The 26,744-nt window shown below is 71.6% G+C and carries 21 protein-coding genes; 3 read left to right on the top strand and 18 right to left on the bottom strand.

Annotation, left to right across the window (positions count from 1 at the left end):
- Nucleotides 1-92: 92 nt before the first annotated feature.
- From OHA58_RS23965 to OHA58_RS23940, 6 genes are all read right to left on the bottom strand, one after another.
- Nucleotides 93-770, bottom strand: coding sequence for a histidine phosphatase family protein (locus tag OHA58_RS23965; protein WP_405481280.1), 678 nt, complete (start codon nucleotides 768-770; stop codon nucleotides 93-95).
- On the bottom strand, nucleotides 767-1,225 hold the full coding sequence (rsfS, locus tag OHA58_RS23960; protein ID WP_372565968.1) for a ribosome silencing factor: 459 nt from the start codon (nucleotides 1,223-1,225) through the stop codon (nucleotides 767-769). Before rsfS ends, OHA58_RS23965 begins: the two co-directional genes overlap by 4 nt.
- A 124-nt stretch (nucleotides 1,226-1,349) precedes the next feature.
- Complete coding sequence (locus OHA58_RS23955; protein ID WP_405481277.1) at nucleotides 1,350-3,047, bottom strand: LytR C-terminal domain-containing protein; 1,698 nt, start codon at nucleotides 3,045-3,047, stop codon at nucleotides 1,350-1,352.
- Nucleotides 3,048-3,063: 16 nt separating this feature from the next.
- On the bottom strand, nucleotides 3,064-3,726 hold the full coding sequence (gene nadD / locus OHA58_RS23950) for a nicotinate-nucleotide adenylyltransferase (RefSeq protein WP_405481275.1): 663 nt from the start codon (nucleotides 3,724-3,726) through the stop codon (nucleotides 3,064-3,066).
- A gap of 47 nt (nucleotides 3,727-3,773) precedes the next feature.
- On the bottom strand, nucleotides 3,774-3,938 hold the full coding sequence (locus OHA58_RS23945) for a hypothetical protein (protein ID WP_405481273.1): 165 nt from the start codon (nucleotides 3,936-3,938) through the stop codon (nucleotides 3,774-3,776).
- A gap of 153 nt (nucleotides 3,939-4,091) precedes the next feature.
- The gene (locus OHA58_RS23940; protein WP_227294630.1) at nucleotides 4,092-4,256 is read right to left on the bottom strand and encodes a hypothetical protein; all 165 of its coding nucleotides are present in this window, start codon (nucleotides 4,254-4,256) and stop codon (nucleotides 4,092-4,094) included.
- A 107-nt stretch (nucleotides 4,257-4,363) separates the two neighbouring features.
- Here OHA58_RS23940 and OHA58_RS23935 point away from each other — a divergent pair, with 107 nt between their 5' ends.
- Nucleotides 4,364-5,455, top strand: coding sequence for a M48 family metallopeptidase (locus OHA58_RS23935; protein WP_405481271.1), 1,092 nt, complete (start codon nucleotides 4,364-4,366; stop codon nucleotides 5,453-5,455).
- Between the two features lie 9 nt (nucleotides 5,456-5,464).
- Here OHA58_RS23935 and OHA58_RS23930 read toward each other — a convergent pair whose 3' ends face one another.
- From OHA58_RS23930 to proB, 5 genes are all read right to left on the bottom strand, one after another.
- A complete protein-coding gene (locus OHA58_RS23930) occupies nucleotides 5,465-6,538 on the bottom strand; it encodes a hypothetical protein (RefSeq protein ID WP_405481269.1) in 1,074 nt (357 codons plus the stop codon).
- Nucleotides 6,539-6,639: 101 nt separating this feature from the next.
- Entirely contained in the window at nucleotides 6,640-7,233 is a 594-nt protein-coding gene (locus OHA58_RS23925; RefSeq protein ID WP_405481267.1) for a hypothetical protein, read from the bottom strand.
- 78 nt (nucleotides 7,234-7,311) lie between these two features.
- On the bottom strand, nucleotides 7,312-8,595 hold the full coding sequence (locus OHA58_RS23920; RefSeq protein ID WP_227294634.1) for a glutamate-5-semialdehyde dehydrogenase: 1,284 nt from the start codon (nucleotides 8,593-8,595) through the stop codon (nucleotides 7,312-7,314).
- Nucleotides 8,596-8,657: 62 nt separating this feature from the next.
- On the bottom strand, nucleotides 8,658-9,119 hold the full coding sequence (locus OHA58_RS23915) for a hypothetical protein (protein WP_116513011.1): 462 nt from the start codon (nucleotides 9,117-9,119) through the stop codon (nucleotides 8,658-8,660).
- 175 nt (nucleotides 9,120-9,294) lie between these two features.
- A complete protein-coding gene (gene proB / locus OHA58_RS23910) occupies nucleotides 9,295-10,401 on the bottom strand; it encodes a glutamate 5-kinase (protein WP_405481265.1) in 1,107 nt (368 codons plus the stop codon).
- 368 nt (nucleotides 10,402-10,769) lie between these two features.
- On the opposite strand from proB, the gene OHA58_RS23905 reads away from it, so the two are divergent.
- Nucleotides 10,770-12,878, top strand: a complete 2,109-nt coding sequence (locus OHA58_RS23905; protein ID WP_405481263.1) for a hypothetical protein — start codon at nucleotides 10,770-10,772, stop codon at nucleotides 12,876-12,878.
- Between the two features lie 117 nt (nucleotides 12,879-12,995).
- Here OHA58_RS23905 and obgE read toward each other — a convergent pair whose 3' ends face one another.
- The 7 genes from obgE to OHA58_RS23870 form a co-directional block, all read right to left on the bottom strand.
- The gene (gene obgE / locus OHA58_RS23900; protein ID WP_405481261.1) at nucleotides 12,996-14,432 is read right to left on the bottom strand and encodes a GTPase ObgE; all 1,437 of its coding nucleotides are present in this window, start codon (nucleotides 14,430-14,432) and stop codon (nucleotides 12,996-12,998) included.
- A gap of 190 nt (nucleotides 14,433-14,622) precedes the next feature.
- Nucleotides 14,623-14,877, bottom strand: coding sequence for a 50S ribosomal protein L27 (rpmA, locus tag OHA58_RS23895; RefSeq protein ID WP_161306244.1), 255 nt, complete (start codon nucleotides 14,875-14,877; stop codon nucleotides 14,623-14,625).
- A 14-nt stretch (nucleotides 14,878-14,891) separates the two neighbouring features.
- On the bottom strand, nucleotides 14,892-15,212 hold the full coding sequence (rplU, locus tag OHA58_RS23890) for a 50S ribosomal protein L21 (RefSeq protein ID WP_055566950.1): 321 nt from the start codon (nucleotides 15,210-15,212) through the stop codon (nucleotides 14,892-14,894).
- A gap of 215 nt (nucleotides 15,213-15,427) precedes the next feature.
- Nucleotides 15,428-16,780: a phospholipase D-like domain-containing protein gene (locus tag OHA58_RS23885; RefSeq protein WP_405481258.1), complete on the bottom strand. Its 1,353-nt coding sequence runs from the start codon at nucleotides 16,778-16,780 to the stop codon at nucleotides 15,428-15,430.
- Nucleotides 16,781-16,999: 219 nt separating this feature from the next.
- The gene (locus OHA58_RS23880; protein WP_405481256.1) at nucleotides 17,000-20,914 is read right to left on the bottom strand and encodes an Rne/Rng family ribonuclease; all 3,915 of its coding nucleotides are present in this window, start codon (nucleotides 20,912-20,914) and stop codon (nucleotides 17,000-17,002) included.
- A gap of 237 nt (nucleotides 20,915-21,151) precedes the next feature.
- Nucleotides 21,152-21,958: a TIGR03936 family radical SAM-associated protein gene (locus tag OHA58_RS23875; protein WP_405481254.1), complete on the bottom strand. Its 807-nt coding sequence runs from the start codon at nucleotides 21,956-21,958 to the stop codon at nucleotides 21,152-21,154.
- 46 nt (nucleotides 21,959-22,004) lie between these two features.
- Nucleotides 22,005-23,465 (bottom strand): hypothetical protein, encoded by a 1,461-nt coding sequence (locus OHA58_RS23870; RefSeq protein WP_405481252.1) that lies wholly within the window; start codon nucleotides 23,463-23,465, stop codon nucleotides 22,005-22,007.
- Nucleotides 23,466-23,611: 146 nt separating this feature from the next.
- On the opposite strand from OHA58_RS23870, the gene OHA58_RS23865 reads away from it, so the two are divergent.
- Entirely contained in the window at nucleotides 23,612-26,743 is a 3,132-nt protein-coding gene (locus tag OHA58_RS23865) for a phosphocholine-specific phospholipase C (RefSeq protein WP_405481250.1), read from the top strand.
- The last annotated feature ends 1 nt before the right edge of the window (nucleotide 26,744 follow it).

The following is a 26,744-nucleotide window of genomic DNA, read 5'->3' as shown; positions in this document are numbered from 1 at the left end:
TTCTCCCCGCTCTGCGCGGCTGCGAACAAGAAGAACTTTAGCCTGCGACCTGCCGGAAAGTGAAATCCGGCCGTCCGGCCCCTGTCGGGGGCTCAGTCGTCGTCGCCGAGCACAGGCTCCGGGAGCGTGCCCGCGTTGTGCTCGAGCAGCCGCCAGCCGCGTGCCCCCTGGCCGAGGACGGACCAGCAGCAGTTGGAGAGTCCGCCGAGACCTTCCCAGTGGTGGGACTCGAGACCGAGGAGGCGCCCGATGGTGGTGCGGATCGTGCCGCCGTGGCTGACCACGACGAGCGTGCCGTCCTGCGGCAGCTTCTCCGCGTGGCTGAGCACGACGGGGGCTGCCCGGTCGGCGACCTCCGTCTCGAGCTCGCCGCCGCCGCGGCGCACCGGCTCGCCGCGCTTCCACGCGGCGTACTGGTCGCCGTAACGGCCGATGATCTCGTCGTGCGTGAGGCCCTGCCACTCACCGGCGTAGGTCTCGCGCAGGTCCTCGTCGTGCGTGACGTCGAGGCCCGTGAGCGCGGCCAGCTCGGCGGCCGTGGCGGCGGCCCTGCTGAGGTCGGACGCGACGATGGCGTCCGGCTTCAGCGAGGCGAGCAGCCGGGCGGCCCGGCGAGCCTGGGCGACGCCGGTCTCGGTCAGGCCGATGTCCGTGGAGCCCTGGAAGCGGCGCTCCAGGTTCCAGGCGGTCTGGCCGTGCCGCCACAGGATGACGCGCCGTCCGCGGGCCGGTCCCCCGGCCGCGTCGGCGCCGGCCCCCGCCGCGGTCAACGCAGCTCTCCGCCCAGCTCGCGAAGCTCCTCGGCCTCCTCCGCGGCCTGCGTCCGCTGGGCGTACTCCGCGGCCTTGCCACGGGTGGCCTTGGCGTCCTCGGGAAGCTCCAGCTCGGGGCAGTCCTTCCACAGGCGCTCGAGGGCGTAGAAGACGCGCTCCTCGCTGTGCTGGACGTGAACGACGATGTCGACGTAGTCGAGGAGGATCCAGCGGGCGTCGCGGTCGCCCTCGCGGCGGACCGGCTTGGCGCCGAGCTCCTTGTTCAGGCGCTCCTCGATCTCGTCGACGATCGACTTGACCTGGCGGTCGTTGGGCGCGGAGGCCAGCAGGAAGGCGTCGGTGATCGACAGCACATCGCTGACGTCGTACGCGATGATGTCGTGCGCGAGCTTGTCGGCAGCCGCCTGTGCGGCGGTGGTGATGAGCTCGAGGGAACGGTCAGTGGCGGTCACTACAAGGCTTTCCGTCGGCGGGCAGTAATCCCCTGAAGGGATACCCCAAGGGTCTCACGGACCGCCGACGGCCCTTACTGGATTCTCCGGGCCCCGGGGCCGCGCCCCCCGGGGCCGGGCCCGCCTACTGTCCGCCCGTGTAGTTCTGGCCGAGGACCACGGACACGTCCGCGTTCGCCACGGTCTTCCCCTTGCGCACCGCGCTCGTCGGCAAGCCCAGGGTCTTGGCGACCTCGACGGCGTCCTGCTTGCGGTCGGCGTCCTGGTACGTGACCTGCGACGCGGCCTGGGCCGCGGTGCCCGTCCCGGCGTCGACGAAGGTGTAGCCGCCGTTCACGAGCGTGACCCTGGCCTTCTCCGTGCGGGCCTTCACGCCGGTGGCGTTCTTGATGCCGACGCGTACGGAGGCGTCCTTGCCCGGGTTCTTGACGGTGCCGCCGAGGACGTCCTTGACGACGCTGTCGGTGGCCTGCTCGGACAGGGTGCCGTCCTGCTGCACGGGCAGCAGCGCGGTCTTGTAGTCGCCGCCCTTGGCCCGGTCGGCGAGCTTGGCGAGGAACGCGCCGAGGTCCTTCTCGCCCAGCGACGGGTCGAGGATCTGGGCGAGGGACTGGACGGTGACGGTGGCGGCGTGCGGGTCGGACGACAGCTTGCGCAGCACGCCCTGCATGACCTGGCCGAACCGCATGAGCTGAGCGGTCTCGGACTCGCCCGGAGCGCGGTAGGTGGCGTACGCGACGGCCATGGGGCCGCTCAGCGTCTGCTGACTGCCCTTCTTGACCAGCGGGGACGTCGCCTTCTTCCCGGACTTGGCGGCCGGGTCGGGGACGTCGGCGTTCGTGTCGATGTCGATGTTGCCGACGAGTTCGACGAGGTTGTTGAGGTACGGGGTGTCGAGCCGCCACGTGCCCTCGACGTCCGTGCCGAGGACGGTGTCGATGGCGTCGCGCGTGCCGGAGGACCCGTCGCCGTCGACGGACTTGCCGAGCGTCGTCGCGCTGCCCTCGTCGTCCGTCAGGGCAAGGGAGTTGGGGAGCAGGACGGTGGTGCCCTGCTTGGTGGTGGTGTTGTTGACGAGCAGCGCCGTGGAGGTGCCGCCGCCCTTGGTGTTGTGCAGATGGACGACGATCACGTCGCGGTTCTGCGGGCCCGCGGTGTCTGCGGCGCCCTTGCCGGAGTCGGCGGAGCCGAAGCCGGGCAGCTTGCCCGCGTACCAGAGGTAGCCGACGCCGCCGGTCACGCAGAGCACGAGGACGACGACGAGGGCGACGACCCGGCTGCGGCCGCGGCGGCGTGCCTCCTCGCGGCGCTCGGTGCGCGACTCGGTGAACTTCAGCCAGTCGATGACGTCTTCGGAGTTCTCGTCCGGCTCCTCGACGAAAGAGAACTGCTCGGTGCGGTACTCGGGCGCCCCGTCGCGCTCGCGCGCCGCGGGCTCGGTCCGGGGAGCGGCCTGCGCCGGGATGTGGGCGGTCGCGGTCTGCTCCTCGACCCGCTGCTGCTGCCCCGTTCCCGCGGCAGCCCCGTAGGGGTCGTAGGAAGGGGGCGGCCCCTGCTGCGCGGGCGCACCCGCCCCGTAGGGGTCGTACGTGTCGTACGAGGGCACCGGCGGCTGCTGGCCGGTGGCGTACGGGTCGTAGCCGTAGCCCTGGTTCCCCTGGCTTGGGGGCTGCTGCGGATACTCGTACTGCGCAGGCTGCTGGGGCACCTGCCGGTACACGGGCTGCCCGTACTCGTCGTAGCCGACGAGCTCGTACTGGTCGGACGTGTTGGACGCGTCCCCCGAGTAACTGCCCGAGTAACCGTCGTATCGGTCGTTCACCGGTGCCCCTCTCGGCTCACTCGCCGCGGTACAGCTCGCGCTTGTCGATGTAGCGCACCACACCGTCCGGGACCAAGTACCAGACGGGGTCGCCCTTGGCGACCCTCGCACGGCAGTCCGTGGACGAGATGGCGAGGGCCGGCACCTCGACGAGCGAGACACCGCCCTCCGGCAGACCGGGGTCGGTCAGCGGGTGGCCCGGCCGGGTGACCCCGATGAAGTGCGCCAGGGAGAACAGTTCTTCCGTGTACCGCCAGGTGAGGATCTGGCCCAGGGCGTCGGCGCCCGTGATGAAGAAGAGGTCCGTGTCCGGATTGAGCGCGCGCAGATCGCGCAGCGTGTCCGTGGTGTACGTCGGCCCGCCGCGGTCGATGTCGATGCGGCTCACCGAGAACTGCGGGTTCTCGGCGGTCGCGATGACCGTCATCAGATAGCGGTCCTCGGCCGGGGTGACCAGGCGGTCCGTCTTCTGCCACGGCTGCCCGGTCGGCACGAACACGACCTCGTCGAGGTGGAACTGTGCGGCGACCTCGCTGGCCGCCACGAGGTGTCCGTGGTGGATCGGGTCAAACGTTCCGCCCATGACGCCGAGACGCCGCTTGGCGGTGCTGATCCGGGCCCGGTCCGGGCCGCCCGCCGGGCCGTTGACCGGGCCGGTAGGCATGTCCTGCTCTCCCATGCGTGCAGAGCCTACTGGCCCGGTCGGGGTGCCTTCGCCGTCAGGGCCTAGCGGTCCCGGTTGAAGCGGGTGACGATCCACAGCATCAGCAGCAGGAGGAACAGGGCGCCGCCGCCGGTGAGGTAGGGGCTGAGGCTCGGGTGGTTGCCGCCGTCCTCGCCGCCCTCGGCGGCGAGGGTGGCCAGCTGGGCAGCGGTGCTGTGGAGGCTCATCGTCAGCAGGACCTATCCGGGTGAGACGGGATGGGGAGTCGGGCTCTGGGTGGTGACATGAGGTCTGGATAAAGACTTCCCGCTCATCGTATGCGGGGGTGTCCTCGGCGATCACGCCGACTCTGCCGTATGCGTGTCCGCCCCGCAGCCGCGTCAGTCGTCGCGCTTGTAGCCGCGCAGCAGGAACCAGCCCAGGAACACGCTGCCGAGGACGCCCACGACGATCACGGTGCGCAGGAGATTGCCGGCGCCCTGCTGGTCGGAGGCGGCGGCGCTGACCACCTGGGTGAGCCAGGCGGCGTCGGGTGTGTGCTCCATGGCGTTTAGCTCCTTCGGTGTGCTGCCCCGCCACGGTATCTCCGCCTACTGTGGAGACCTCCTCGGGGGCACAACCGAACACGACGGCACACGAACATGGGGGACGCATGCCCGACGTCAACGACGGCAACGACGACCAGCGCGAGCACGTACCGAGCAGGCAGCGCCGGCGCTTCGAGGGGATCTCCTCGCGGGCGTACGAGCACCCGGCGGACCGATCGGCCCTGGTGGCGCTGCGCAAGCTCAGCGGTTTCGACACGGTGTTCAAGGCGCTCAGCGGACTGCTGCCCGAGCGGAGTCTGCGCCTGCTGTTCCTGTCGGACTCGGTCCGGGTCTCCGACGAGCAGTTCGCGCACCTCAACGACATGCTGCGGGACGCCTGTTACATCCTGGACCTGGAGAAGGTCCCGCCGATGTACGTCACCCAGGACCCCCAGCCGAACGCGATGTGCATCGGCCTGGACGAGCCGATCATCGTCGTCACGACCGGCCTGGTGGAGCTGCTCGACGAGGAGGAGATGCGGGCGGTCGTCGGCCACGAGGTGGGCCACGCGCTGTCCGGCCACTCGGTCTACCGGACGATACTGCTGTTCCTGACCAGCCTGGCGCTCCGCGTCGCGTGGATCCCGCTCGGCAACTTCGCGATCATGGCGATCGTCACGGCGCTGCGCGAGTGGTTCCGCAAGTCGGAGCTGTCGGCGGACCGCGCCGGCCTGCTGGTCGGCCAGGACCTCAAGGCGTCGATGCGCGGCCTGATGAAGATCGCGGGCGGCAACCATCTGCACGAGATGAACGTGGACGCGTTCCTCAAGCAGGCCGAGGAGTACGAGGCCGGGGGCGACCTGCGCGACTCCGTGCTGAAGATCCTCAACGTGATGCCGCGCACGCACCCCTTCACCACGGTCCGCGCGGCCGAGCTGAAGAAGTGGGCCGCGACCCGCGACTACCAGCGGATCATGGACGGCCACTACCCGCGCCGCACCGAGGACAAGGACACCTCGGTCACCGACTCGTTCCGGCAGTCGGCCTCGCACTACGCGGACAACATGCGCAACTCCAAGGACCCGCTGATGAAGCTGGTCACGGACATCGCGGGCGGCGCGGGCGACCTGGGCGGCAAGCTGCGCGGCAGGTTCGGCGGCGGCGGAAACGGCGGCGCGAACACGGGCAACCACGGGACTCCGGACGACGGCGAGTAGGTCCCGGGCTCAGAGCGAAGGCTGGGCGCCGGGCGCGAGGGCACCGCACAGCGAGGTGGTGCCGCCCGTGGCGAACGGGTCGGTGACGGCCGGGCCGCCCTCCTTCGGTGTCTGCCCCGCGAGCAGCGGGTGCAGATGCGCGGTCGAGTCGACGGAGCAGGACAGCGGCCCGGCCTGCACATAGCTGACGAGCACCTCGGCCTGGTGCATGCGCAGGTCGTCCCGGTCGAAGCGGAAGTGCAGCTCGCGGCGGACGGTGAACAGGGACGCCTTCGCGTCGGATCCGGCGCCGGCCGGGCGCAGCGCGTAGACGAAGGTGTGGTCGGAGGCGACCTCCAGGGTGTCCGCGTCGGACTCCGTGGCGCGCAGGGTGCCGTGGACGCGGATCCCGGTGTCGGCGAGCGCGGCCTGCTTCGGGTCGAAGCGGACGACCCAGCCGGTGGCCTCGTGCCGTCCGTCGGCGGCGGGCCGGTCGAAGCTCCGGTCGAACTGGTCGAGCTGCTGCGGGTCGAGCAGGATCCGCACGGGCCGCACCGCCTTCCCGGTGAGCACGTCGGGGTCGAGCGAGGACTCGACGAGGTAGTCCTTGGCGGTGGTCAGGGCGGCGAAGACCTGACTCTCGGAGAAGTGCGAGGTGTGCCGGGCCGGTGGGAGGGCGATGCCCTCGGCGGCCGTCCCGAACTGGGCGGCGGGACTGTGCTCGTAGAGCTCGGACACCGAGACCGCGCCGGGCACCCGGCCCGGCGGCGAGAGCGGGATGACGGTCATCCGCAGCGGTTCGGGCCGGCGGGCCGCGGTGACGCCCTGGTAGGGGTTGCGTACGCCCATGTAGATCGCGGTGCCGAACGCGATGACGATCAGGATGACGAGGATGACGGCCTGCCGGGTGAAGCCGCGGCGCAGTCCGGGGCGCCGGCGTACGGCGGGCGCGTGGTCGGTGATGCGCTCCTGCGCGGAGAACTCCTGGAGCCGGGCAGCTCGGATGAACGACTCGTCGAAGACGACGGATCGGTACTCGTCCTCGCCACCACCGCCGGGAGCGCTCTCGGGGGTCCCCTCCGGTGGGTCTCCTGGCTCGCCCATACCTTCAGGGTAGGTCTGCGGGGGGTCCGATAAACGCCCTGGTACGCGACAACTTCCGACAGGGTCTCAACCCTGTGCTGACGGGGTGTACCCGTCCGTGGTCAGGGGATCCGCGGGGTCGCGGGGACCGGTGACTGGGAGTAGTCGGCGGAGGCGCTGGGGGCGGACGGGAAGCCCTTCTCCAGCTCGGTCGTCGCGGGCGGCGGCACCCGGTCCTGGCGGCCGCCCGACGAGGCGCCGCGGTAGACGGCGGTGAAGGCGAGCGCGACCATGCCGATGCCCATGACGAGGGCGAGCAGCCAGGCGACGGGGCGGCGCCAGCGCACCTTCGCGGCGTACGCGCCGGGGCGCGGGTAGCCGTCCTCGTCGACATCGGGGTCGTAGAGGTCGTCGGCGTCCGGGCCGTGGCCGTAACCGCCTCGCGGGTCGGGGTCGTACCCGTCGTCGTAGAGGTCGTCGTCGACCGCGGAGCCACGCGTGCGGGCCCTTCGTGCCTCGGCTTCCTGGGCCTCGGCGCGCGCCTGCGCCGCGGCGAGCAGCCGCTCGACCGCGGTCGGTTCATGGACCTCGGCGGCCTGCACGAAGTCCTCGTCGAAGACCACGGAGGCGAACTCTTCGTCCGCACCCCCGCGGTCGCGGTCGTCGTCGGGCTCCCAGCCGTCAGGGAACGGCGTGCCCCCCACGTCCTCCGGCACGCGTCCAGAGTAGACCTGGGGGGTCGTTTTGGGCAGTCGGTGCGGGAATTCCCTTTGTTCCCGTCCGTATGCCCACGGCTACCGGATGTGGCCGTCGCCCGTGACGATGTACTTGGTGCTCGTCAGCTCCGGAAGGCCCATGGGGCCCCGGGCGTGGAGCTTCTGGGTGGAGATGCCGATCTCGGCGCCGAAGCCGAACTGGCCGCCGTCCGTGAAGCGTGTCGAGGCGTTCACGGCGACCGTCGTGGAGTCGACCAGTTGGGTGAAGCGGCGGGCCGCCTGCTGCGAGGTGGTGACGATGGCCTCGGTGTGGCCGGACGACCAGAGGCGGATGTGCTCCACGGCGGCGTCCAGGGAGTGCACGACGGCGGCCGCGATGTCGTACGAGAGGTACTCGGTCTCCCAGTCCTCCGGGGTCGCCTCGACGACGGTGGCCTTGGAGCCCTCGGCGTACGCCAGGACGCGCTCGTCGGCGTGCACGGTGACGCCGGCCTCGGCGAGGGCCGCGAGGGCGCGGGGCACGAAGGCGTCGGCGATGTCCTGGTGGACGAGGAGGGTCTCGGCGGCGTTGCAGACGCTGGGGCGCTGCGCCTTGGAGTTGATCAGGATGTCGACGGCCATGTCGAGGTCGGCGTGGGCGTCGACGTAGACGTGGCAGTTGCCGGTGCCGGTCTCGATGACGGGGACGATCGAGTTCTCGACGACGTTCTTGATGAGGGAGGCGCCGCCGCGCGGGATGAGGACGTCGACCAGGCCGCGGGCCCGCATCAGCTCGGTGACGGAGTCGCGGCCCTCGCCGGGCACGAGCTGGATGGCGTCCGCGGGCAGCCCGGAGCCGCCGACGGCGTCGCGCAGCACCCGCACGAGGGCGGTGTTGGACTCGTACGCGGACGAACTGCCGCGCAGGAGAACGGCGTTGCCCGACTTGAGGCAGAGGGCGGCGGCGTCCACGGTCACGTTCGGGCGGGCCTCGTAGATGATGCCGACGACGCCGAGCGGGACACGGACCTGGCGCAGGTCGATGCCGTTCGGGAGGGTGTTGCCGCGGACGACGGTGCCGACCGGGTCGGGCAGGGCGACGACGTCGCGCACGTCGGCGGCGATGGCGCGGACCCGCTCGGGCGTGAGCGTGAGGCGGTCGATGATCGACTCGCTCGTGCCGGCCTCGCGGGCGCGGGCGATGTCCTTGGCGTTCGCCTCGACGATCTCGGCCGTGCGCACTTCGAGGGCATCGGCGATCGCGGCGAGGGCATCGTCCTTCGCGGCCCGCGGCAGCGGGGCGATCACACCGGCCGCGGACCGGGCGCGGTAGGCGGCCTGGGTGACGGGGGTCATCGAGTCGTACGGCGAGAGCGAGGTCATATCGGCAGGGTAATGGGCGCGGCGGGGCCGTCCGGCGGCTGTTCCGAACCCTGAGATGTGACCTAAAACGGGTGTACGCCGACCGGGGTGGCCGGCAGGGGCCCGTACCCCTCGGCGATGCGCTGGTGGTACGTGTCGCGGTCGATGACCTCGAGGCCGACGATCTCCCACGGCGGGAGCTGGGAACTCTGGCGGTGCTCGCCCCACAGGCGCAGCGCCACGGCGGCCGCGTCGTGCAGGTCTCGGGCCTCTTCCCAGTAGCGGATCTCGGCGTGGTCGACGGCGTACCGGCTCGTCAGCAGAAAGGGGTGGTCATGCGCCAGTTGTTCGAGTCCCCGCCGCACCTCCGCGAGGGGCGCGTCGGCGCCGGAGACGCTGAGAGTGACATGCCAGAGGCGGGGGCCTTCCTCCGTCACGACGCTCTCCTCCTGCCCGCTGCCCTGGTACGACTCGCCGGCCGCGACGCTGGTCAGTGCCCGCTCCGCCGACCCTCGGGACGTCGCCCCCGGGCGCGCTCGTCTCACGACGGCCTCCTTTGCGCAATGGTCGTGCGGAACTTCCTGAAACAAAGTTGAGCAGGCCAAGCGCCGTCGTGGGGCGGTTTTGGGGAAGGTCCCCCGCCGGAGGCCCGCCTTTCGGCCGTTTACCCGGTTTACGACCGGTGCGGACGCCGGATCTTCACGAGTGCGCCGGGGGCGGTCAGGCGTGCAGCAGCACGAGGTCGTCCCGGTGGACGACCTCACGCTCGTACGCGGGCCCCAGCTCGCGGGCCAGCTCGCGGGTGGAGCGGCCGATGAGCTGCGGGATCTCCTTGGCGTCGAAGTTCACCAGGCCGCGCGCGACCGCCCGCCCCGTGGCGTCGCGCAGCTCGACCGGGTCGCCCGCGCTGAACTCGCCGTCGACGGCCGCGATGCCCGCGGGAAGGAGGGACTTGCGGCCCTCCACGACGGCCCTCACCGCCCCGTCGTCGAGCGTGAGCGCGCCCTGCGGCGTGGAGGCGTGCTGGAGCCACAGGAGGCGGTCGGCGCTGCGTCGGCCCGTGCGGTGGAAGTACGTGCCCGTGTCGCGGGCGGCGAGCGCGTCGGCCGCGTGCACCGCGCTGGTGAGGACCACGGGGATGCCCGCGGCCGCGGCGATCCCGGCCGCCTCGACCTTGGTGACCATGCCGCCGGTGCCGACGCCCGCCTTGCCCGCGCTGCCGATCTTGACGTGCGCGATGTCGGCGGGGCCGCGGACCTCGGAGATACGCGAGCTGCCGGGCTTGGCGGGGTCGCCGTCGTAGAGGCCGTCGACGTCGGAGAGGAGGACGAGGAGGTCGGCGTGGACGAGGTGGGCGACCAGGGCGGCGAGCCGGTCGTTGTCGCCGAAGCGGATCTCGTCCGTGGCCACGGTGTCGTTCTCGTTCACGACGGGCAGGGCGCCCATCGCGAGGAGCTGGTCGAGGGTGCGTGACGCGTTGCGGTGGTGGGCGCGGCGGGCCATGTCGTCGCTGGTGAGCAGAACCTGGCCGACGCGGACGCCGTAGCGCGCGAAGGAGGCGGTGTAGCGGGCCACCAGGAGACCCTGGCCGACGCTCGCGGCCGCCTGCTGCCGGGCGAGGTCCTTGGGGCGCCGGCGCAGGCCGAGCGGCGCGAGCCCGGCGGCGATGGCGCCGGACGAGACGAGCACGATCTCCTTCTCGCCGCCGCTGCGGACCTTGGCGAGTACGTCGACGAGGGCGTCGACCCGGTCGGCGTCGAGGCCGCCCTGTGCGGTGGTGAGCGAGGAGGATCCGACCTTGACCACGATCCTGCGGGCTTCCGCCACGCCCTGCCTCATGTCCTGCCCTGCCGCTGACACGTGCGTTCCCCATCGGTGCTGACCGGCCGTGGGCCTCGTCCCGGCCACGGCCCAGGTCCTGCAATCTACGTGAGCGACACGGCGCGGCGCCTCCGGGTTCCGAGGGGCGGACGGCAGGCTCACGCGAAAGGAATCCCACCGGAGGCGGCGAAAGGAATCGTTGCCCAGAGATCGTGGTGCCTTTGCCCCTTTATCCGGTGATTGCTGTCACGAAGGATTGCTAGCGAGGGCGCGAAAGTCATACGGTCAGTGGTCGGCCTTCGTCGAAGAATGCCGCGCACCCCCCGCAAATCTTTCCCCCCGCCACCCGACCCCCCTGCCAGGAGCCCCGCCCAGTGCCCTCCGCCGGCCTTGCCCCCCGCCGCGTCGTGCAGCTCTCCGCGCTCTTCGCGATGTTCGCGCTCTACACGGCCCAGCTCGTCAGCGCGCTGATCCCGTACGTCCCGGTGTTCGTCGCCGCGAGCGCCGCGGGTCTCGCGCTCGACACGTATCTCCAGTACAAGCAGCCCGGCCTGCTCTCCCTCCTCGGCAAGATCCGCTTCGATGTCACCGTCCGGCAGCTGCTGCGCGACATGCTGATCCTGGTCGGTCTCCTGCGCATCGACGGCATCGAGCCGCTGGCCGAGCAGTCCCCCCTCACCATCGCGCTGCTCGCCTTCTACGCCCTGCACTTCGTGTGCCAGGCCGTGGCCGTGCTGGTGCGGCGCACGCGCGCGCTGCCCATCGTGACGCGGAACATCGACGCGTCCGAGCTGCGGCTCTCCGCGGCCCCGCCGCGCATCCTGGCCCGCCGCCAGGGCCACCGCCTGCTCAGCTTCGCCGCCCCCGGCACCGTCGGCCTGCTGATCACCGCGGCCACCACCGACGCGCTCTGGGGCGGCATCGGCCTCGCCGTCTCGATCGTGCTGCTCGGCGGCGGCACGGTCTACCTCGCGACCTGGCTGCTCCCGAAGAAGCGCGCCCTGAGCGAGCAGAAGGTCATGGCCTGGCTCGACCAGTGGCTGGCCGACTACGAGCCGACCGTCGCGATGTACTTCTCGGGCGGCACGTCGTCCGCGTACCAGGCGAACATGTGGCTCTCCACGCTCTCCGAGGTCGACGGCAAGCCGCTGATCGTGCTGCGCGAGCGGTTCATGGTCCAGAAGATCGACGCGACCGACGTGCCGATCATCTGCTTCCCCAAGGTCGCCACGATGTTCTCCCTGGAGAACTCGACGCTGAAGATGGTGCTGCACCCGGCGAACGCCGCGAAGACCTCCCAGGTCCTGCGCATCCCGACGATCAAGCACGCCTTCATCAACCACGGCGAGAGCGACAAGCTGTCCTCCTGCAACCCGTACGCGAAAGCGTACGACGAGGTGTGGGTGGCCGGGCCCGCGGCCCGCGAGCGCTACCAGCTCGCCGACATCGGCGTCGAGGACAAGGACGTCGTGGAGGTGGGCCGACCGCAGCTGTCGCCCATCAAGCGCGCCACCGGCGCGTCCCAGGGCCCCCGTGGCGGAGCCACAGATGAACGCTTCACGACGGTCCTTTACGCCCCCACCTGGGAGGGCTGGGACGGCAACCCGGGCAACACGTCGGTGCTTCTCGCCGGCGAGAACATCGTCAAGCACCTGCTCGCCGACGACTCCGTACGCCTCCTCTACAAGCCGCACCCGATGACCGGTTCGGTCGACCCGCGCGCGGGCGTCGCGAACGAGCGCATCAAGGCGATGGTCCGCGAGGCGGCCGCGAAGCGCTCCGGTGCCCGGCCCGGCCCCGAGGCCGCCGCCGAGCTGGCCCGCCGCGCGGCGGAGCTGGACAGGCTGACGTCGACCGCGTTCCGCGCCAGCGCGGACGAGATGGAGCGCATGATGCTCCAGGGCGCGCCCGACGGGGGCCGGCAGTCCGCCGTCGCCGAGGCGACCGCCGCGTGGGAGGCCGCTTACTGGGCGTCCTTCCCGGAGTGGGAGCACCTGGTCATCACGGACGCCCGCCCGGCGATCTTCACCTGCTTCAACCAGGCCGACGTCCTCATCAGCGATGTCTCCTCGGTCGTCTCGGACTGGCTGACGAGCGAGAAGCCGTACGCCGTCGCGAACACCTCGGGCATGTCCGAGGGTGATTTCCGCGCCGGATTCCCGACGGTGAGCGCGGCGACGATCCTGACGCCCGCGGCAACGGAGGTACCCGCCCTTCTCGCGGCCGTACGCGCCCCGGAGACGGATTCCCACGCGGAGGCCCGCGCGGAGCTCAAGGAGCACCTCCTGGGCCCCTCCGATCCGCCGTCCCTGGACCGCTTCAACGACGCGGTGCGCGCGCTGTGCGACCAGGCCGACGAGCGCCGCGTCCGCATGGAGTCCCGCCTCGCGGCGGAGATCCCGGGCCAGCGCGACACGGACACGGACGAGTTCGCCGAGGCCCTGGATTCCGACTCGGAGTCCGGCGACCCAGTCACGGCGTAGCGCTTGGCGCGCAGGCTGAACACTGAAGCTCGGCGCGCAGGCTGAACATGAAGAAGGCCCCCGGGAGAATCTCCCGGGGGCCTTCTTCATGAGCTGGGCCAGAACGCCCGACTGCGCCTAGAACGGCTTGAACTCGTCGTACTCCTGCTCCGCGTCGTCCCGCTCCGACTGCTTGTCGCGGCGGCGCTGGGCCGCGGGGCGCGGCTCCTCGAGGCGGTGGTCCTCGCCTCGGCGGCCGAGCATCTCGGCGCCTGCCATGACCGTGGGCTCCCAGTCGAAGACGACCGCGTTGTCCTCGGGGCCGATGGCCACGCCGTCGCCCGTGACCGCGCCGGCCTTCATGAGGGCGTCCTCGACGCCGAGGCGGTTGAGGCGGTCGGCGAGGTAGCCGACGGCCTCGTCGTTGTTGAAGTCGGTCTGGCGCACCCAGCGCTCCGGCTTCTCCCCGCGCACGCGGAAGAGGCCGTCCTCCTCCTGCGCGACCGTGAAGCCCGAGTCGTCGACCGCCTTCGGACGGATGACGATGCGGGTCGCCTCCTCCTTGGGCTTGGCGGCGCGCGCCGCGGCGACCATCTCGGCGAGGGCGAAGGACAGCTCCTTGAGGCCCTTGTGGGCCACGGCCGACACCTCGAAGACGCGGTAGCCGCGGGCCTCCAGGTCCGGGCGGACCAGGTCCGCGAGGTCCTGGCCGTCCGGCACGTCGATCTTGTTGAGGACGACGAGGCGCGGGCGCTTGTCGAGGCCGCCGTACTGCTTGAGCTCCTCCTCGATGATGTCGAGGTCGGAGACCGGGTCACGGTCCGATTCGAGGGTGGCCGTGTCGAGTACGTGGACCAGGACCGAGCAGCGCTCGACATGGCGCAGGAACTCCAGGCCGAGGCCCTTGCCCTGGCTGGCGCCCGGGATGAGGCCCGGCACGTCGGCGATGGTGTAGACGGTCGAGCCGGCCGTCACGACGCCGAGGTTCGGGACGAGCGTCGTGAACGGGTAGTCGGCGATCTTCGGCTTCGCGGCCGACAGGACCGAGATGAGGGAAGACTTTCCGGCGCTCGGGTAGCCGACGAGCGCGATGTCCGCGACCGTCTTGAGCTCGAGGACGATGTCCTGGAGGTCACCGGGCACACCGAGGAGCGCGAAGCCGGGCGCCTTGCGGCGGGCCGAGGCCAGCGCCGCGTTGCCGAGGCCGCCGCGGCCGCCCTGGGCGGCGACGTACGTCGTGCCCTGGCCGACGAGGTCGGCCAGCACGTTGCCCGCCTTGTCGAGGATGACAGTGCCGTCCGGCACGGGCAGGACGAGGTCCTGGCCGTCCTTGCCGGAGCGGTTCCCGCCCTCGCCCGGCTTGCCGTTCGTGGCCTTGCGGTGGGGTGAGTGGTGGTAGTCGAGGAGCGTCGTCACCGACTGGTCGACGACCAGGATGACGTCGCCGCCACGGCCGCCGTTGCCGCCGTCCGGGCCGCCGAGCGGCTTGAACTTCTCACGGTGAACGGAGGCACAGCCGTGGCCTCCGTTACCCGCGGCGACATGCAGTTCGACGCGGTCCACGAAGGTGGTCATGGTTCAGTGCCTCCTGGGGTTCCCCCGGCGAAAGGCCGGAGGAGTACGAAATGTCTTTGCTCGTCGTTCATTGGAAACACGCGAAGGGCGGACCTGCTTCCCGATCCGGAAGCCGAAGCTTCTGGCCGGGCAAGCAAGGTCCGCCCTCGCGAAAACGCTCTACGGAGCCTGAGTCCTAGGAACTAGGGGTTCAGGCGACCGGAACGATGTTCACGACCTTGCGGCCGCGGTGCGTACCGAACTCCACCGCACCGGCGTCAAGGGCGAACAGCGTGTCGTCCTTGCCACGGCCGACGCCGTTGCCCGGGTGGAAGTGGGTGCCGCGCTGGCGGACCAGGATCTCACCGGCGTTGACGGTCTGACCGCCGAAGCGCTTCACACCGAGCCGCTGAGCATTGGAATCGCGCCCGTTCCGAGTGGACGATGCGCCCTTCTTGTGTGCCATCTTGTCTCAGTCCCTTACTTCGCAGCCGTGGGGATGCCGGTGATCTTGATCGCCGTGTACTGCTGGCGGTGACCCTGACGACGGCGGTAGCCGGTCTTGTTCTTGTACCGAAGGATGTCGATCTTGGCACCCTTGTGGTGGTCCACGACCTCGGCCTGCACCTTGATGCCGGCCAGCACCCACGGGTCGCTGGTAACAGCGTCGCCGTCGACAACGAGCAGCGTAGAGAGCTCTACGGTGTCGCCAACCTTGGCAGTGGAAATCTTGTCAACCTCAACGATGTCGTCGACAGCAACCTTGTGCTGGCGACCACCGCTGCGCACGATGGCGTACACGCGGATCTCTCTCTCGCTCGGAACGAAACCCCTGAAGCCAGCCGCTCACACGTGCCCGAAGGCCCATGATGTTCCGGATTGGACGAGCGGCCTCCCCCGGCGGACCGGGAGGTGAGGTGCTCAGGGGTGCGGCGCTCAACAGACGCCGACGGTCCAGGTTACGGGTCACCCGCCGAAAGGGTCAAACCAGCCCCCTTCCGCCGGGTGCGCGCGGGCTACGCGGGCGGGTTCTCACCGTCCTGCGGCAGCGGCTTCACGCCCTTGCACAGGTCCGTGGCGTCGGCCGTGCCGGGCCAGGCGACGTTCCACACCCGGTTGAAGTGGTCGCGGTAGGCGTCGTGCACGGAGTCGTCGTCGACCTTGACGATCGCCTCGTCGTTCTCGCGCAGCGCGGGGCCCGTGTAGTTCTGCGACCCGGTGAAGGTGATCTTGTTCCGCTTGCCGTCGTACATGCCGTCAATGAGCAGGTACTTCGAGTGGATGATGTACGGGGTCGTGAGCTTCTTGCCGGGGTTCAGCGGGTCCCGGTCGTCGTTGAGGCAGCGCAGCGCGGGACCGCCGGTGGCGTGCAGTCCCTCCCAGGTGCCCTTCGTGCCGCCCAGGCTCTTGGCGCTGTCGGTCTCCGCGTACATGAGGCTGACGGTGCAGCCCTGCTTCTTCAGCGAGACCAGCTTGTCGGCTATCTGCTTGCGGGTGACCTTGAAGATCGCGGCCCGGATGACGGTCTTCTTCGCGACGCCGGTCACCGGGTCCTTGTAGGAGCAGGCAACGTTGTTGAGGACCGAGTACATCGTGTCGGACTCGTTGACCGTGCCGGCCCGCGGGAAGAAATACGCCTTGTACAGACCGTTGCTGACGGTCCGGTAGTCCCACGTCGACCAGCTCTTGACGGTCATGTCGGTGAAGTAGTCCGAGTAAGCCTCGTACATCACGCTGTTGTTGGGCAGCATCAGCGCGTCGTTGTAGAACTTCGTGTGCGCCGACGGCGTCGAGTTCGAAGTGGTCTGTACGACGACGTTGGTCGCGCCCTCGACCGCGGAGAACAGCCAGAACTTGTTGTGCATGATCGACTGGCCGTACTTGGGGTCGCCCAGGCAGGACTTGTGCGCCGGGCAGAGCGTCACGAAGGACGGGTTCGTCCTGCTGGTGCCCAGGGCGGTCTTCAGCGTCGCGTACGACGTGTTGGTGGGGCGGTCGCTGACGCTGGACTCGTCGAGCAGGATCTGCACGTTCACGCCGCGGTTCTTGGCGGCCACGAGCGCGTCGACGACCGACGCCTCCCACACGTGGTAGACCGCGACCTTGATCACCGAACCGGGCAGCGCCGAGTTCGTCAGCTGTATCAGCCGGGTGCGGATCGCGTACTGCTGGTCCGTGGTGCCGTGCGGGTCGTTGAAGATCGGCCCCTCGGTCCACGTGGGGGTGTCCGCGGCGGCGGTCCCCACGGACGCGGTGGCCTGGATCCCGGCCGCCGAGAGGACCGTGGCGATTGCCACGGCCTGTCTGCCGCCCTTGACCGGCTTCACGGCACGGTGACGGCCCGTGCCTCTCAGGCGCGCGTGCGCCATTACTACCCCTCCCCAGTTCCACGGGCCGCGCGTTCTCCCCAACGCGCGGTCGCGTGATCGTTCATGTTCACTCGTGCGACTCCATGAGTTTTACAGGTAGTTGGCCGGTCTCCAAGAGCAGGGTGCGGTCCAGTCGGAGTTACGTGAGCTGTGACACGCCGACGCCCCCGTTCCGCGTAGTGCGGCTCGGGGGCGTCGGATCCGGATCTACCGCGTTGCTCAGGCCTCGTCGGCCGCGGCGGAGACGGACGGCTGAGCCTGCTGCTCGGCCGCCACGGTCTTCTTCGCGGTCGCCTTCTTGGCGGCGGTCTTGGTCGCCGCCTTCTTGGCCGTCGTCTTCTTCGCGGCCGTCTTCTTGGCCGCGGTCTTCTTGGTGGCGGCCTTCTTCGCCGTCGCCTTCTTGGCCGTCTTACGGGCCGTCTTCTTGGCGGCGGGCGCCTCCTCGGCGACCTCGGGCTCGGCCTGCTCCGGCTCGGCCTGCGCCTCCGTGGCCGACGGGACGACCACAACGGCCGTCTCCTCGGACGCGGTGGGCGCGGTGGCCTTGCGGACGGCGCGGCGACGCGGGCGGGCCGGAGCCGCGCTCTCGACGGGCGCCTCGGCCTTCTCCTCGGCCTCAGCGGCCTTGGGCTCCTCGGCCACGACGGGCTCCGGCTCGGGCTTGGCGGGCGCCGTGACGGTCACCTCGGCCTCGGCGGCGGCCTTCGGCGAACCGGCCGGGGCCGTCGCCTTACGGGTCGCCCGGCGGCGCGTACGCCCCTTGGGAGCGGCCTCCTCGACCGGGGCGGGCTCCGCCACGGCCGGCTCGGCCACGACGGGCTCCGCCTCGACCTGCGTGGCCTCAGCCCGGGGAGCCTCGACCTGCGGGGCCTCCACCTTCGGAGCCTCCGCCTCGGCGGCCTCCTTCGGGGCTGCCTCGCCCTTGGGCGCGCCGGCCGGAGCCGACGCCCTGCGGGTCGCACGACGGCGCGAACGGCCACCACGAGCCGCGGCCTCCGCCTCGGCGGGGCTGCTGTACAGCTCCTCGTCGGGCACGAACTCGGGCTCGGCCAGCGCGACCGGGGCCGCGACCTCGGCGGCGACCTCTGCCTCGGTCTCCACCTCCGTCTCCAGCGCCGCCTGCTCGTGGTCGTGCTCCGCGCCGTTGCCGCCACGGCCGCGCTTCTTGCGCTTGCCGCCGCCACCGGCGGACGTGGGCTGCTCCATGTGGACGATGACACCGCGCCCGTTGCAGTGGACGCAGGTCTCGGAGAAGGACTCCAGGAGGCCCTGGCCCACGCGCTTACGGGTCATCTGGACCAGGCCGAGCGAGGTGACCTCGGCCACCTGATGCTTGGTCCGGTCACGGCCCAGGCACTCGAGGAGCCGGCGCAGGACCAGGTCCCTGTTGGACTCCAGGACCATGTCGATGAAGTCGATGACGACGATGCCGCCGAGGTCACGCAGGCGCAGCTGGCGCACGATCTCCTCGGCCGCTTCGAGGTTGTTCCTCGTCACGGTCTCTTCGAGGTTGCCGCCCTGGCCGGTGAACTTGCCGGTGTTGACGTCGACGACGATCATCGCCTCGGTCTTGTCGATCACCAGCGAGCCGCCGCTGGGCAGCCAGACCTTGCGGTCGAGCGCCTTGGCGAGCTGCTCGTCGATCCGGTACGTCGCGAAGACGTCGACCTCGGAGGTCCACTTCGAGAGGCGGTCGCCCAGGTCGGGCGCCACGTGGTTGACGTATCCGTGGATGGTGTCCCACGCCTCGTCACCGCTGACGATGACCTTGGAGAAGTCCTCGTTGAAGATGTCGCGCACGACGCGGACGGTCATGTCCGGCTCGCCGTACAGCAGGCTCGGCGAGCTCGTCGAGATCTGCTTCGACTTCTTCTGGATCTCCTCCCACTGAGCCTGCAGACGCTCGACGTCGCGGCTCAGCTCCTCCTCGCTCGCGCCCTCGGCGGCGGTGCGCACGATGACGCCCGCGTCCTCGGGGACGATCTTCTTGAGGATGGTCTTCAGACGCGCACGCTCGGTGTCGGGCAGCTTGCGGCTGATGCCGGTCATCGACCCCTCGGGGACGTAGACCAGGTAGCGGCCGGGCAGCGAGACCTGGCTGGTCAGGCGGGCGCCCTTGTGGCCGATCGGGTCCTTGGTGACCTGCACGAGGACGGACTGGCCGGACTTGAGCGCGGTCTCGATGCGGCGCGGCCCGTTGGCCATGCCGAGCGCCTCGAAGTTGACCTCACCGGCGTAGAGCACGGCGTTGCGGCCCTTGCCGATGTCGATGAAGGCGGCCTCCATGGACGGCAGCACGTTCTGGACCTTGCCCAGGTACACGTTGCCGACGTACGAGGTCGACTGCTCCTTGTTGACGTAGTGCTCGACGAGGATGTCGTCCTCGAGCACGCCGATCTGGGTGCGCTCGCCGTGCTGGCGGACGACCATGACGCGCTCGACGGCCTCGCGGCGGGCCAGGAACTCGGCCTCGGTGATGATCGGCACACGACGGCGGCCCTGCTCGCGGCCCTCGCGGCGGCGCTGCTTCTTCGCCTCGAGACGCGTCGAGCCCTTGATGGACTGCACCTCGTCGGCGCCGGTGCCCCGCTCCTCCTGCTTACGGGGCTCGCGGACCTTCACGACCGTGCGCTCGGGGTCGCTGTCGCCCGGCTCGCCGTCGGTGGAGGCATCACCCGCGCGGCGACGACGGCGACGGCGGCGACGGCTGCTGCTGGAGCCGGACGGGCCCGACTCCTCGCGCTCGTCGGCCTCGTCGGCCTCATCGCTCTCGTCGGTGTGCTCGGCGCCCTCGTCGGTGGGCTCGGTCTCTTCGTCGGTCTGCTCGTCGGACTCGGCGTCCGCGGAGTCACCGCGACGGCGACGGCGGCCACCACGGCGCCGGCGGCGCGTGGGGCGGTCGCCCTGCTCGTCGTGGTCCTCGTGGTCCTGGTCGCCCTCGGCCTCCTCGGCCTCCTCCGCCTCGGCAGGCTCCTCGACGGCGGCAGGCCGCTGCGGCTCGGCGGCCGGGGCGGCGGGCTGCTCCTCGGCGGCGCGGCCACGGCGGCGGCGACGGCGCGGCGTCTCCTCCGCGACCACATCGGCCACGGTCACGGCCTCGACAGGAGCCTCGGCCTCGACCGGCTCCTCCTCCACCACGGCCTCGGCGGCGGCCGCTGCGGCGGCGGCGCGCTCCGGGGTCTGGAACATCGGCTCGGCGAAGACCGGCGCCTGGAAGACGGCGACGGACGGCCGCGCGGGACGGCGCGAGCCCTTCGTGGCCTTGGTCTCGTCGGCGGCGGGCTCGGCGGCGGCGCGCGAGGCGGCCTTCTTGGCGGAGCGCTGCGCGGGCTCGGAGAAGCCGACCGCGGCCTTGCGGGTGGCGCGGCGGCGGGGGCGGCGCCCGCCTTCGGCGTCCTCGTCGGACGCGGCGGCGGGGGCCTCGGTCTTGGGAGCCTCCGACTTCGGGGCCTCCGACTTCGGGGCCTTCGACTTCGGGGTCTCCGTCGCGGCGGGCTCGGCGGCGGCCACGGGCTCGGCCTGCTCGGGCGCGCCGGCGGGGGCGGTGGAGCGGCGGGTGGCGCGGCGGCGGCCGCGCCCGGCGGGGGCGGCCTCCGGCTCGGCGGCAGGCTCTTCCGCGGCCACGGCGGGCGCGGCGGCGGGCTCGGTCACCGCGGGGGCCTCGGCCTGCTCGGGGGTAGCGGCGGGGGCGGAGACGCGGCGCGTGGCACGGCGGCGGGTACGCCCGGCGGGCGCGGCCTCCGGCTCGGGGGCGGTCTCTTCCGCGGCGACGGCGGGCGCGGCGGCAGCGGGCTCGGCCTCGGCGCTCTCTGCTGCGTCGGGAGTCTTGGGTGCGCCGGCGGGCGCGGAGGCGCGGCGGGTGGCACGCCGGCGCGGGCGCCCGGCGGGTGCGGCGTCCTGCGCGGGCGCCTCGGCGGCGGGCGCGGCTGCCTCGGTCTCTTCGGCCTCGTCGGCCTCGTCGGCGACGGGGTCGGCGGCGGCCTTCACGGCCGGGGCGGTGTCGGCACCCGTGGGCGGGCCCGCGGGGCGCGAGGCCGCACGGCGCCGGCGGCGCGGCGGCAGGGTGTCGCTGGGGCTGTTGTTGTCGGTTCCCACGGACGAAGACGTCTCAGTGGGTTCGGTCGGCTCGAGCATGCGGGTGGATCTCCCGTCAGGCTCCCGGGCGCCGCGCCTGGTCCGGTGACGTCCGCGGCTCGCGCGTTCATGCGCGGTGCCGCCGTCCGGGGCGCGGGCGCCGCACGGGAGCTCTCTGTCTGTTCTCGCCGGTTCCGTACGCCATGTGTGCGTACGGCCTGGCGAAAGTCCTTGGGTTCGTGCGCTGCCCGACCCAGGTGGCTCCCGAGTACGAGGGCGGCGCTTCGACGACCGTCCTTACGCGGAACCTGGCACCGGCGCCGTCGCGGCGGCAGCTGCGGCGCTCCCCCCGCTTGCGGGAGGTGCGGCCTCGACTGCCTCGCGGTCGGGCGCGAGCGGGTCGGTCACCGTGCCGGTCTCTTCATCGAAAAGCCCCTGCGCCAGCCTGGTCACCGCTGCGGGGACCGGCGGCGCCAGGTCGGCCACAGCTCGGAGACCGGACAGAACGTCGTCGGGTCGAACGGCAGGCGTCACGTGCCGAACAACCAGGCGCAGTATCGCACAGGCCTTGTCGGTCGGCCTATCAGCCTGGGCGTCGTTCGCCTGCGGGGCCTCGGCGGCCTCGAGGCTCACGACGGCGGCGCGGGCGTCGAACGTCCGCATCCCGTTCTTGGTCCTTCGCTGGACCTCGACGGCCTCCGCCGCGACGAACGCGTCCGCGGCGGCCTTGGCCTCAGCGGCTTCGACGCCGTCGAGCCGCAGCTCCCAGACGGATGCGGTGAGCCGGTCGGCGAGGCCCGAGGTGCGGGACTCGACGGCCTCGATGATGTCGAGCCCCGTGGGGAGCGACTCGTCGAGGAGCTCGCGCAGCGTGTCCGGATCGCGCGCTTCGGTGAGCGCGATCTCCAGATACTCGGCTTCGCTGCCCGTGCCGGTGGGTGCGGCATTGGCGTACGACACCTTCGGGTGCGGCGTGAACCCCGCCGAGTACGCCATGGGCACCTCGGCGCGGCGCAGCGCACGCTCGAAGGCGCGCTGGAAGTCACGGTGGCTGGTGAACCGGAGGCGGCCGCGCTTGGTGTAGCGCAGTCGGATGCGCTGCACCGCGGGTGCGGGCGGCGGGCCTTCGGGCTGTCGCTTGCCCAGTGTTCTAGTCCTTCGTGAGTGGGGTCGTACTGCTACCTAGAGTACGTGCCTGAGGCGGGCCAGGTTCCCGCCGGTCCCTGACCAGCGGTTCGGGCTCCGCCCGTTTTGCTCCGAAGAGTGCCCGGCGGACGTCGGCCCTGGCCTGGCGCACGCTCTCGCGCGCCACCGTGAGGGCCTGGCGCGCGGCGCGCCCCGCGTCCTTGACCGCCCGGGCCGCGGGCCGCCATATGGAGTCCCGGACGAGGTGTCCCAGCGGGGTGCACACGGAGCGGTACGCCCAGCGCACCGGGTCCACGAAGATCCACCGCAGGAGCTGGCCGAGGACCCGTCCGACGGCCCGCGACACGTGTCCGGCGACACGCCACGCGTGCCCGAGCGCGTCGCCGGTCTCCCGTACGAGGACGACGACCGCCCGCCCGACGGGCACGAGTACCCAGCGCCAGAAGGCGACGGCGGGCACGACGAAGATCCACCGTACGAGGGTGACGGCGACGGTCCAGACCCCACGCCCGAACCATGCGACGCCGGCCCACATGCCACGCCCGAGCCACGCGAGCCCGGACCACGCGCCTCGGCCGAGCCACGCCAGGCCCGCGCCCAGCGCTCGGCCGGCGAGGGCGAGATGGGCCCCAACCAGCTTGAAAAGAAAGGCAGTTGCGCGTCCGGCGGGTGCGAGTGCGCGGGTGTGGAGCCAGACCCAGGGCCAGACGAAGAGGGCCTTGGCGAGCCAGATGACGGCGGTCGCCGTGCCGCGCGCGAGGAGAGCGATGCCACGGCCGAGTGGGGTCAGGGTGTGTGCGTAGAGCCACACCGCGGGGACGACGACGAGGGCGCGCAGCAGTGCGGCGAGGCCTGCTCCCAGTGCGCGGCCCGCCGCCGCGAGGCCCCGCGCCAGCCACGCGATCCCGTGCCCGGCCGGTGTCATCACCCGGAGGTACCACCAGGCGGCCGAGGCCACGACGCCCTTCCGCCACACCCACAGCGCGACGGCCCGCACCCCGCGGCCGACCGGCGCGAGGACGTAGCGCCACAGCGCGACCCACGGCCAGACGAAGAGCGCTTTGCCGGTCCAGGTCAGCGCGACGGCGAGCCCCCGGCCGACCGGAACCAGCACGCGCCTCCACAACGCCGCCCACGGCCACACGAACAGCGCCCGGCCCAGCCACGCCAGCGCGGCGCCCACGCCCCGCGCCACCGGAGCCAGTACGCGTACCCAGAGCCACACCCATGGCGCCACGAACACCGCGCGCAGCAGCCGTCCGGTCCCGCGGGCCAGGGGCACCAGGACGCGACGCCACACGACGCGACCGCCGGCGGCGACGGCGTCCCAGGTCAGGCGGATCGGTACGACGAGGACCAGGACGACGATGCGCACCGGAATGCGGATCGCGGCCACGAGGCAGCCCTCGGGCGGCTGTTCAGCGGCCGCGGGCTCTGCGGGCGTCGGGTGCTTCTCCCAGTCCATGCCTTCTCAGACGCCCGAGCGCGGCATACGGATGCGCGTCATGGGAACTTCACGCACACCTCTGGCCACGGCCACTTCTGTCTCGTATTCATAACGGGTCTGGGCCAAATAGGCCGCTTGCAGAAGGACGTTGGAGGACACCCCCGATGAGCACTGGCTCACCGCACCCCGAGGACAGACCCGAACTCTCCCGCCGCACCCTCATCGGCGGCGCCGCGGCCGCCGGTGTGCTGGCCGCGCTGCCGCTGAGCCTGCGCACCGCGCTCGCCGCGCCGGGCAGGCCCGGCACGCTGGAAGACATCCAGCACGTCGTGGTGTTCATGCAGGAGAACCGGTCGTTCGACCACTACTTCGGCACGATGCAGGGGATACGGGGGTTCGGTGACCGCGCCGCCGTGCGCGGGATCAACGGCAGGCCCGTGTTCCACCAGCCCGACCCGTCGCGCGCCGAGGGCTGGCTCGCGCCGTTCGCGATGAACGCCGCGCACACCAGCGCCTACCAGCAGGGCGCCGCCGCCTTCGGGTTCGGCGACTCGATGAACGCCCGCAACGACGGAATAGCCGACGGCTACGTCACCCGGCGCGGCAGCGGCTGGCTCGGCCAGGGCTACTACGAGCCCGCCGACATGCCCTTCTACAACGCGCTCGCCTCGGTCTTCACCATCTGCGACCACTACTACTGCTCGACCGAGACCAGCACCAACCCCAACCGCGAGCACCTGATGACCGGCACCAGCGGCGGCACGGTGCGCGACATCGCCGTCGTCGACAACCAGGAGCCCGGCTTCGAGTGGACGACCTACGCGGAGCGCCTCGAAGCGGCGGGCGTCAGCTGGAAGACGTACCAGGCGCAGGAGAACTTCGACGACAACGCGCTCGCCTGGTTCAACACCTTCCGCGCTGCCAGGCCCGGTGAGTCGCTGTACGAGCGCGGCATGAAGAAGGTCGGCAACCCGGCGCAGACGAACGACCCGTGGGCGATGGGGGACGCGCTGGTCGCCGCGTTCGCCGAGGACGTGAAGAACGACACGCTGCCGCAGGTCTCCTGGCTCGTCGCGCCGGCCGCGCTGTCCGAGCACGCCAGCTACGCGCCGCCGCACGGCGAGGATCTGACGGCGCGTCTGCTGTCCGCGCTCGCCGACAACCCCGAGGTCTTCGCCAAGACTGCGTTCATCCTGAACTACGACGAGCACGGCGGTTTCTACGACCACCTCGTCGCGCCCGTGCCGCCGGTCGCCGAGGGCCGCGGCCGGTCGACCGTGACGCCCGACGGCGAGGTCGTGGTGCGGGTCAGCAAGGGCGGCTCGACCTTCTACCGGCCCGTCAACCAGCAGGGCCAGTACCGCCTGAAGGGTGCCGACGGGTCGCTGACCTGGTCCGACACGCTGCCCGCCGGTGAGACGAAGGCCGCGGGGCCCTTCCCGCTCGGGCTCGGCATGCGCGTACCGATGATCGTCGTGTCGCCGTGGACGCGCGGCGGCGCCGTGGCGTCGACGGTGTGCGACCACACGTCCGTCATCCAGTTCCTGGAGAAGCGCTTCGGGGTGCGCGAGCCCAACATCAGCCCCTGGCGCCGCGAGATCACCGGTGACCTGACCGACGTCTTCGACTTCTCCGGCAAGAACCCGTCGTGGCCCACGCTGCCCGACACCAGCGGCAACCGCCAGAAGGTCACCGACACCGGCAAGCTGCCCGCGCCCACCGTGCCCAAGCCGCAGCTCCTGCCCGAGCAGCAGCGCGGCAGCCGCACCGCCCGCCCCACCCCGTACGACCTGCGGGTCACGCCCCGCGTGCGCGGCGGCAAGGTCACTCTGGACCTCGCCAACCACGGCCGCCAGGGCGCCGTCCTCGCGGTGTACCCCGAGCCCGGCACCGCGCCCAAGCACTACACGCTGAGCCCCAAGGCCAAGCTGTCCGACGTGTGGAACCCCGGCGAGAACGGCTTCGACCTGCGCGTCCACGGGCCGAACGGCGCCCTGTGGCATCTGCGCGGCGACGCGGCGGGCACGTACGAGGCGCACCTGGACCTCACCGACGACGGCCGCGGCGCCGAGATCGAGCTGACCAACCACGCCCGCACCGCCCACATCTTCCTCGTCGGCGACCTCGCCTACGGCGGCGGCACCCGCGAGGTCCGCGTCGCGGCCGGCGCGAGCCGCACCACCCGGATCACGATCCCCGGCGAGGGCTGGTACGACCTGGCCGTCACCGTCCGCGACGAGCCCGGCTTCCTGCGCCGGTACGCGGGCCGGGTCCCCGGCAAGCTCGAAGGCGTCACCGACCCCGCGATGGGGCTGCCCGACGCGCTCGGCGTCACGGTGTCCCTGGAGGCGGCGTCGACCACGATCGACGAGGCGATCCTGGTCCCCGGCAAGGCCGCCCGCGTGCGCGCACGGTTCGACGCGACGGCCGCGGTGTCCGCGATCGAGGCGCACCCGGTGGTGCCCAAGGGCTGGGCGGTGAAGGCGGTTTCGGCGCCGCCCGCCTCGCTCGCGGCCGGCGCGTCGGCGACCGCCGAGTGGGAGGTGCAGGTCCCCGGCGAGCTGTCGGGCACGGCCGCGTACCGGCTGCTCGTGACGGCGCGGGCCCGCTCCGGCGAACGGTTCGTCCTGGCCGACGGCGAGGTCTCGGCGCGTACCGCCCCGTCCATGGCGGGCCATCTGCTCGGCGAGGACTTCGAGTCGGTGGCGGACTCGCTGGAGCCGGTGTCGGGGGTCGTCGGCTGGACGGCGAAGGCCCCGAAGGGCTGGTCCGTGGTGAACGCGGCCGGTATGCCGCAGGGCACCGCCCGCCTCCAGGGCTGGACGTTCCACACCAAGCGGGCCTGGTCACCGGCGGGTCAGGACCGGGGCGGCTTCGGCCGTGCGCTCGGCGTCGTCGCGGTCGCCGACCCGGACGACTGGGACGACACGGGATCGCCGTCGTCGAAGGGCAGGTTCGACTCGACGCTGGTCTCCCCCGCGGTCCCGGTCCCGTCCGGCACGTCGAAGCTGTACGTGGCCTTCGACTCGCACTACCGCCAGGAGTCCCCGCAGAAGGCGGCGGTGACGGCGCTCTTCGACACGGGCGAGGAGACGCGTCTCCTCCACTACAGCGCCGACACGACGGGCAACGACAACGCGGGCCAGGACGCCGAGAACACCTTCGTGACGAAGGAACTCCCGGTCCCGGCGGGCGCGAAGACGGTCACCCTGAAGTTCCGCATGTACGACGCGGGCAACAACTGGTACTGGGCGGTCGACCACGTCCGCGTGGACGACAAGCCGATTACGGCCTGAC

The sequence above is a fragment of the Streptomyces sp. NBC_00009 genome, assembly GCF_045040855.1.
Lineage (GTDB): Bacteria > Actinomycetota > Actinomycetes > Streptomycetales > Streptomycetaceae > Streptomyces > Streptomyces aureus.
The sequence above is the reverse complement of the archived record's forward strand: the minus strand, read 5'-3'. Positions and strand labels throughout refer to the sequence as shown.

What these genes read in the sequence shown, in the direction of transcription:
- nadD (WP_405481275.1), bottom strand. Translation starts at nt 3,726, where the DNA reads ATGGGAGAGCAGGACATGCCTACCGGCCCGGTCAACGGCCCGGCGGGC.
- OHA58_RS23945 (WP_405481273.1), bottom strand. Translation starts at nt 3,938, where the DNA reads ATGAGCCTCCACAGCACCGCTGCCCAGCTGGCCACCCTCGCCGCCGAG.
- OHA58_RS23940 (WP_227294630.1), bottom strand. Translation starts at nt 4,256, where the DNA reads ATGGAGCACACACCCGACGCCGCCTGGCTCACCCAGGTGGTCAGCGCC.
- OHA58_RS23935 (WP_405481271.1), top strand. Translation starts at nt 4,364, where the DNA reads ATGCCCGACGTCAACGACGGCAACGACGACCAGCGCGAGCACGTACCG.
- OHA58_RS23930 (WP_405481269.1), bottom strand. Translation starts at nt 6,538, where the DNA reads ATGGGCGAGCCAGGAGACCCACCGGAGGGGACCCCCGAGAGCGCTCCC.
- OHA58_RS23920 (WP_227294634.1), bottom strand. Translation starts at nt 8,595, where the DNA reads ATGACCTCGCTCTCGCCGTACGACTCGATGACCCCCGTCACCCAGGCC.
- obgE (WP_405481261.1), bottom strand. Translation starts at nt 14,432, where the DNA reads ATGACCACCTTCGTGGACCGCGTCGAACTGCATGTCGCCGCGGGTAAC.
- rpmA (WP_161306244.1), bottom strand. Translation starts at nt 14,877, where the DNA reads ATGGCACACAAGAAGGGCGCATCGTCCACTCGGAACGGGCGCGATTCC.
- OHA58_RS23885 (WP_405481258.1), bottom strand. Translation starts at nt 16,780, where the DNA reads ATGGCGCACGCGCGCCTGAGAGGCACGGGCCGTCACCGTGCCGTGAAG.
- OHA58_RS23880 (WP_405481256.1), bottom strand. Translation starts at nt 20,914, where the DNA reads ATGCTCGAGCCGACCGAACCCACTGAGACGTCTTCGTCCGTGGGAACC.
- OHA58_RS23870 (WP_405481252.1), bottom strand. Translation starts at nt 23,465, where the DNA reads ATGGACTGGGAGAAGCACCCGACGCCCGCAGAGCCCGCGGCCGCTGAA.
- OHA58_RS23865 (WP_405481250.1), top strand. Translation starts at nt 23,612, where the DNA reads ATGAGCACTGGCTCACCGCACCCCGAGGACAGACCCGAACTCTCCCGC.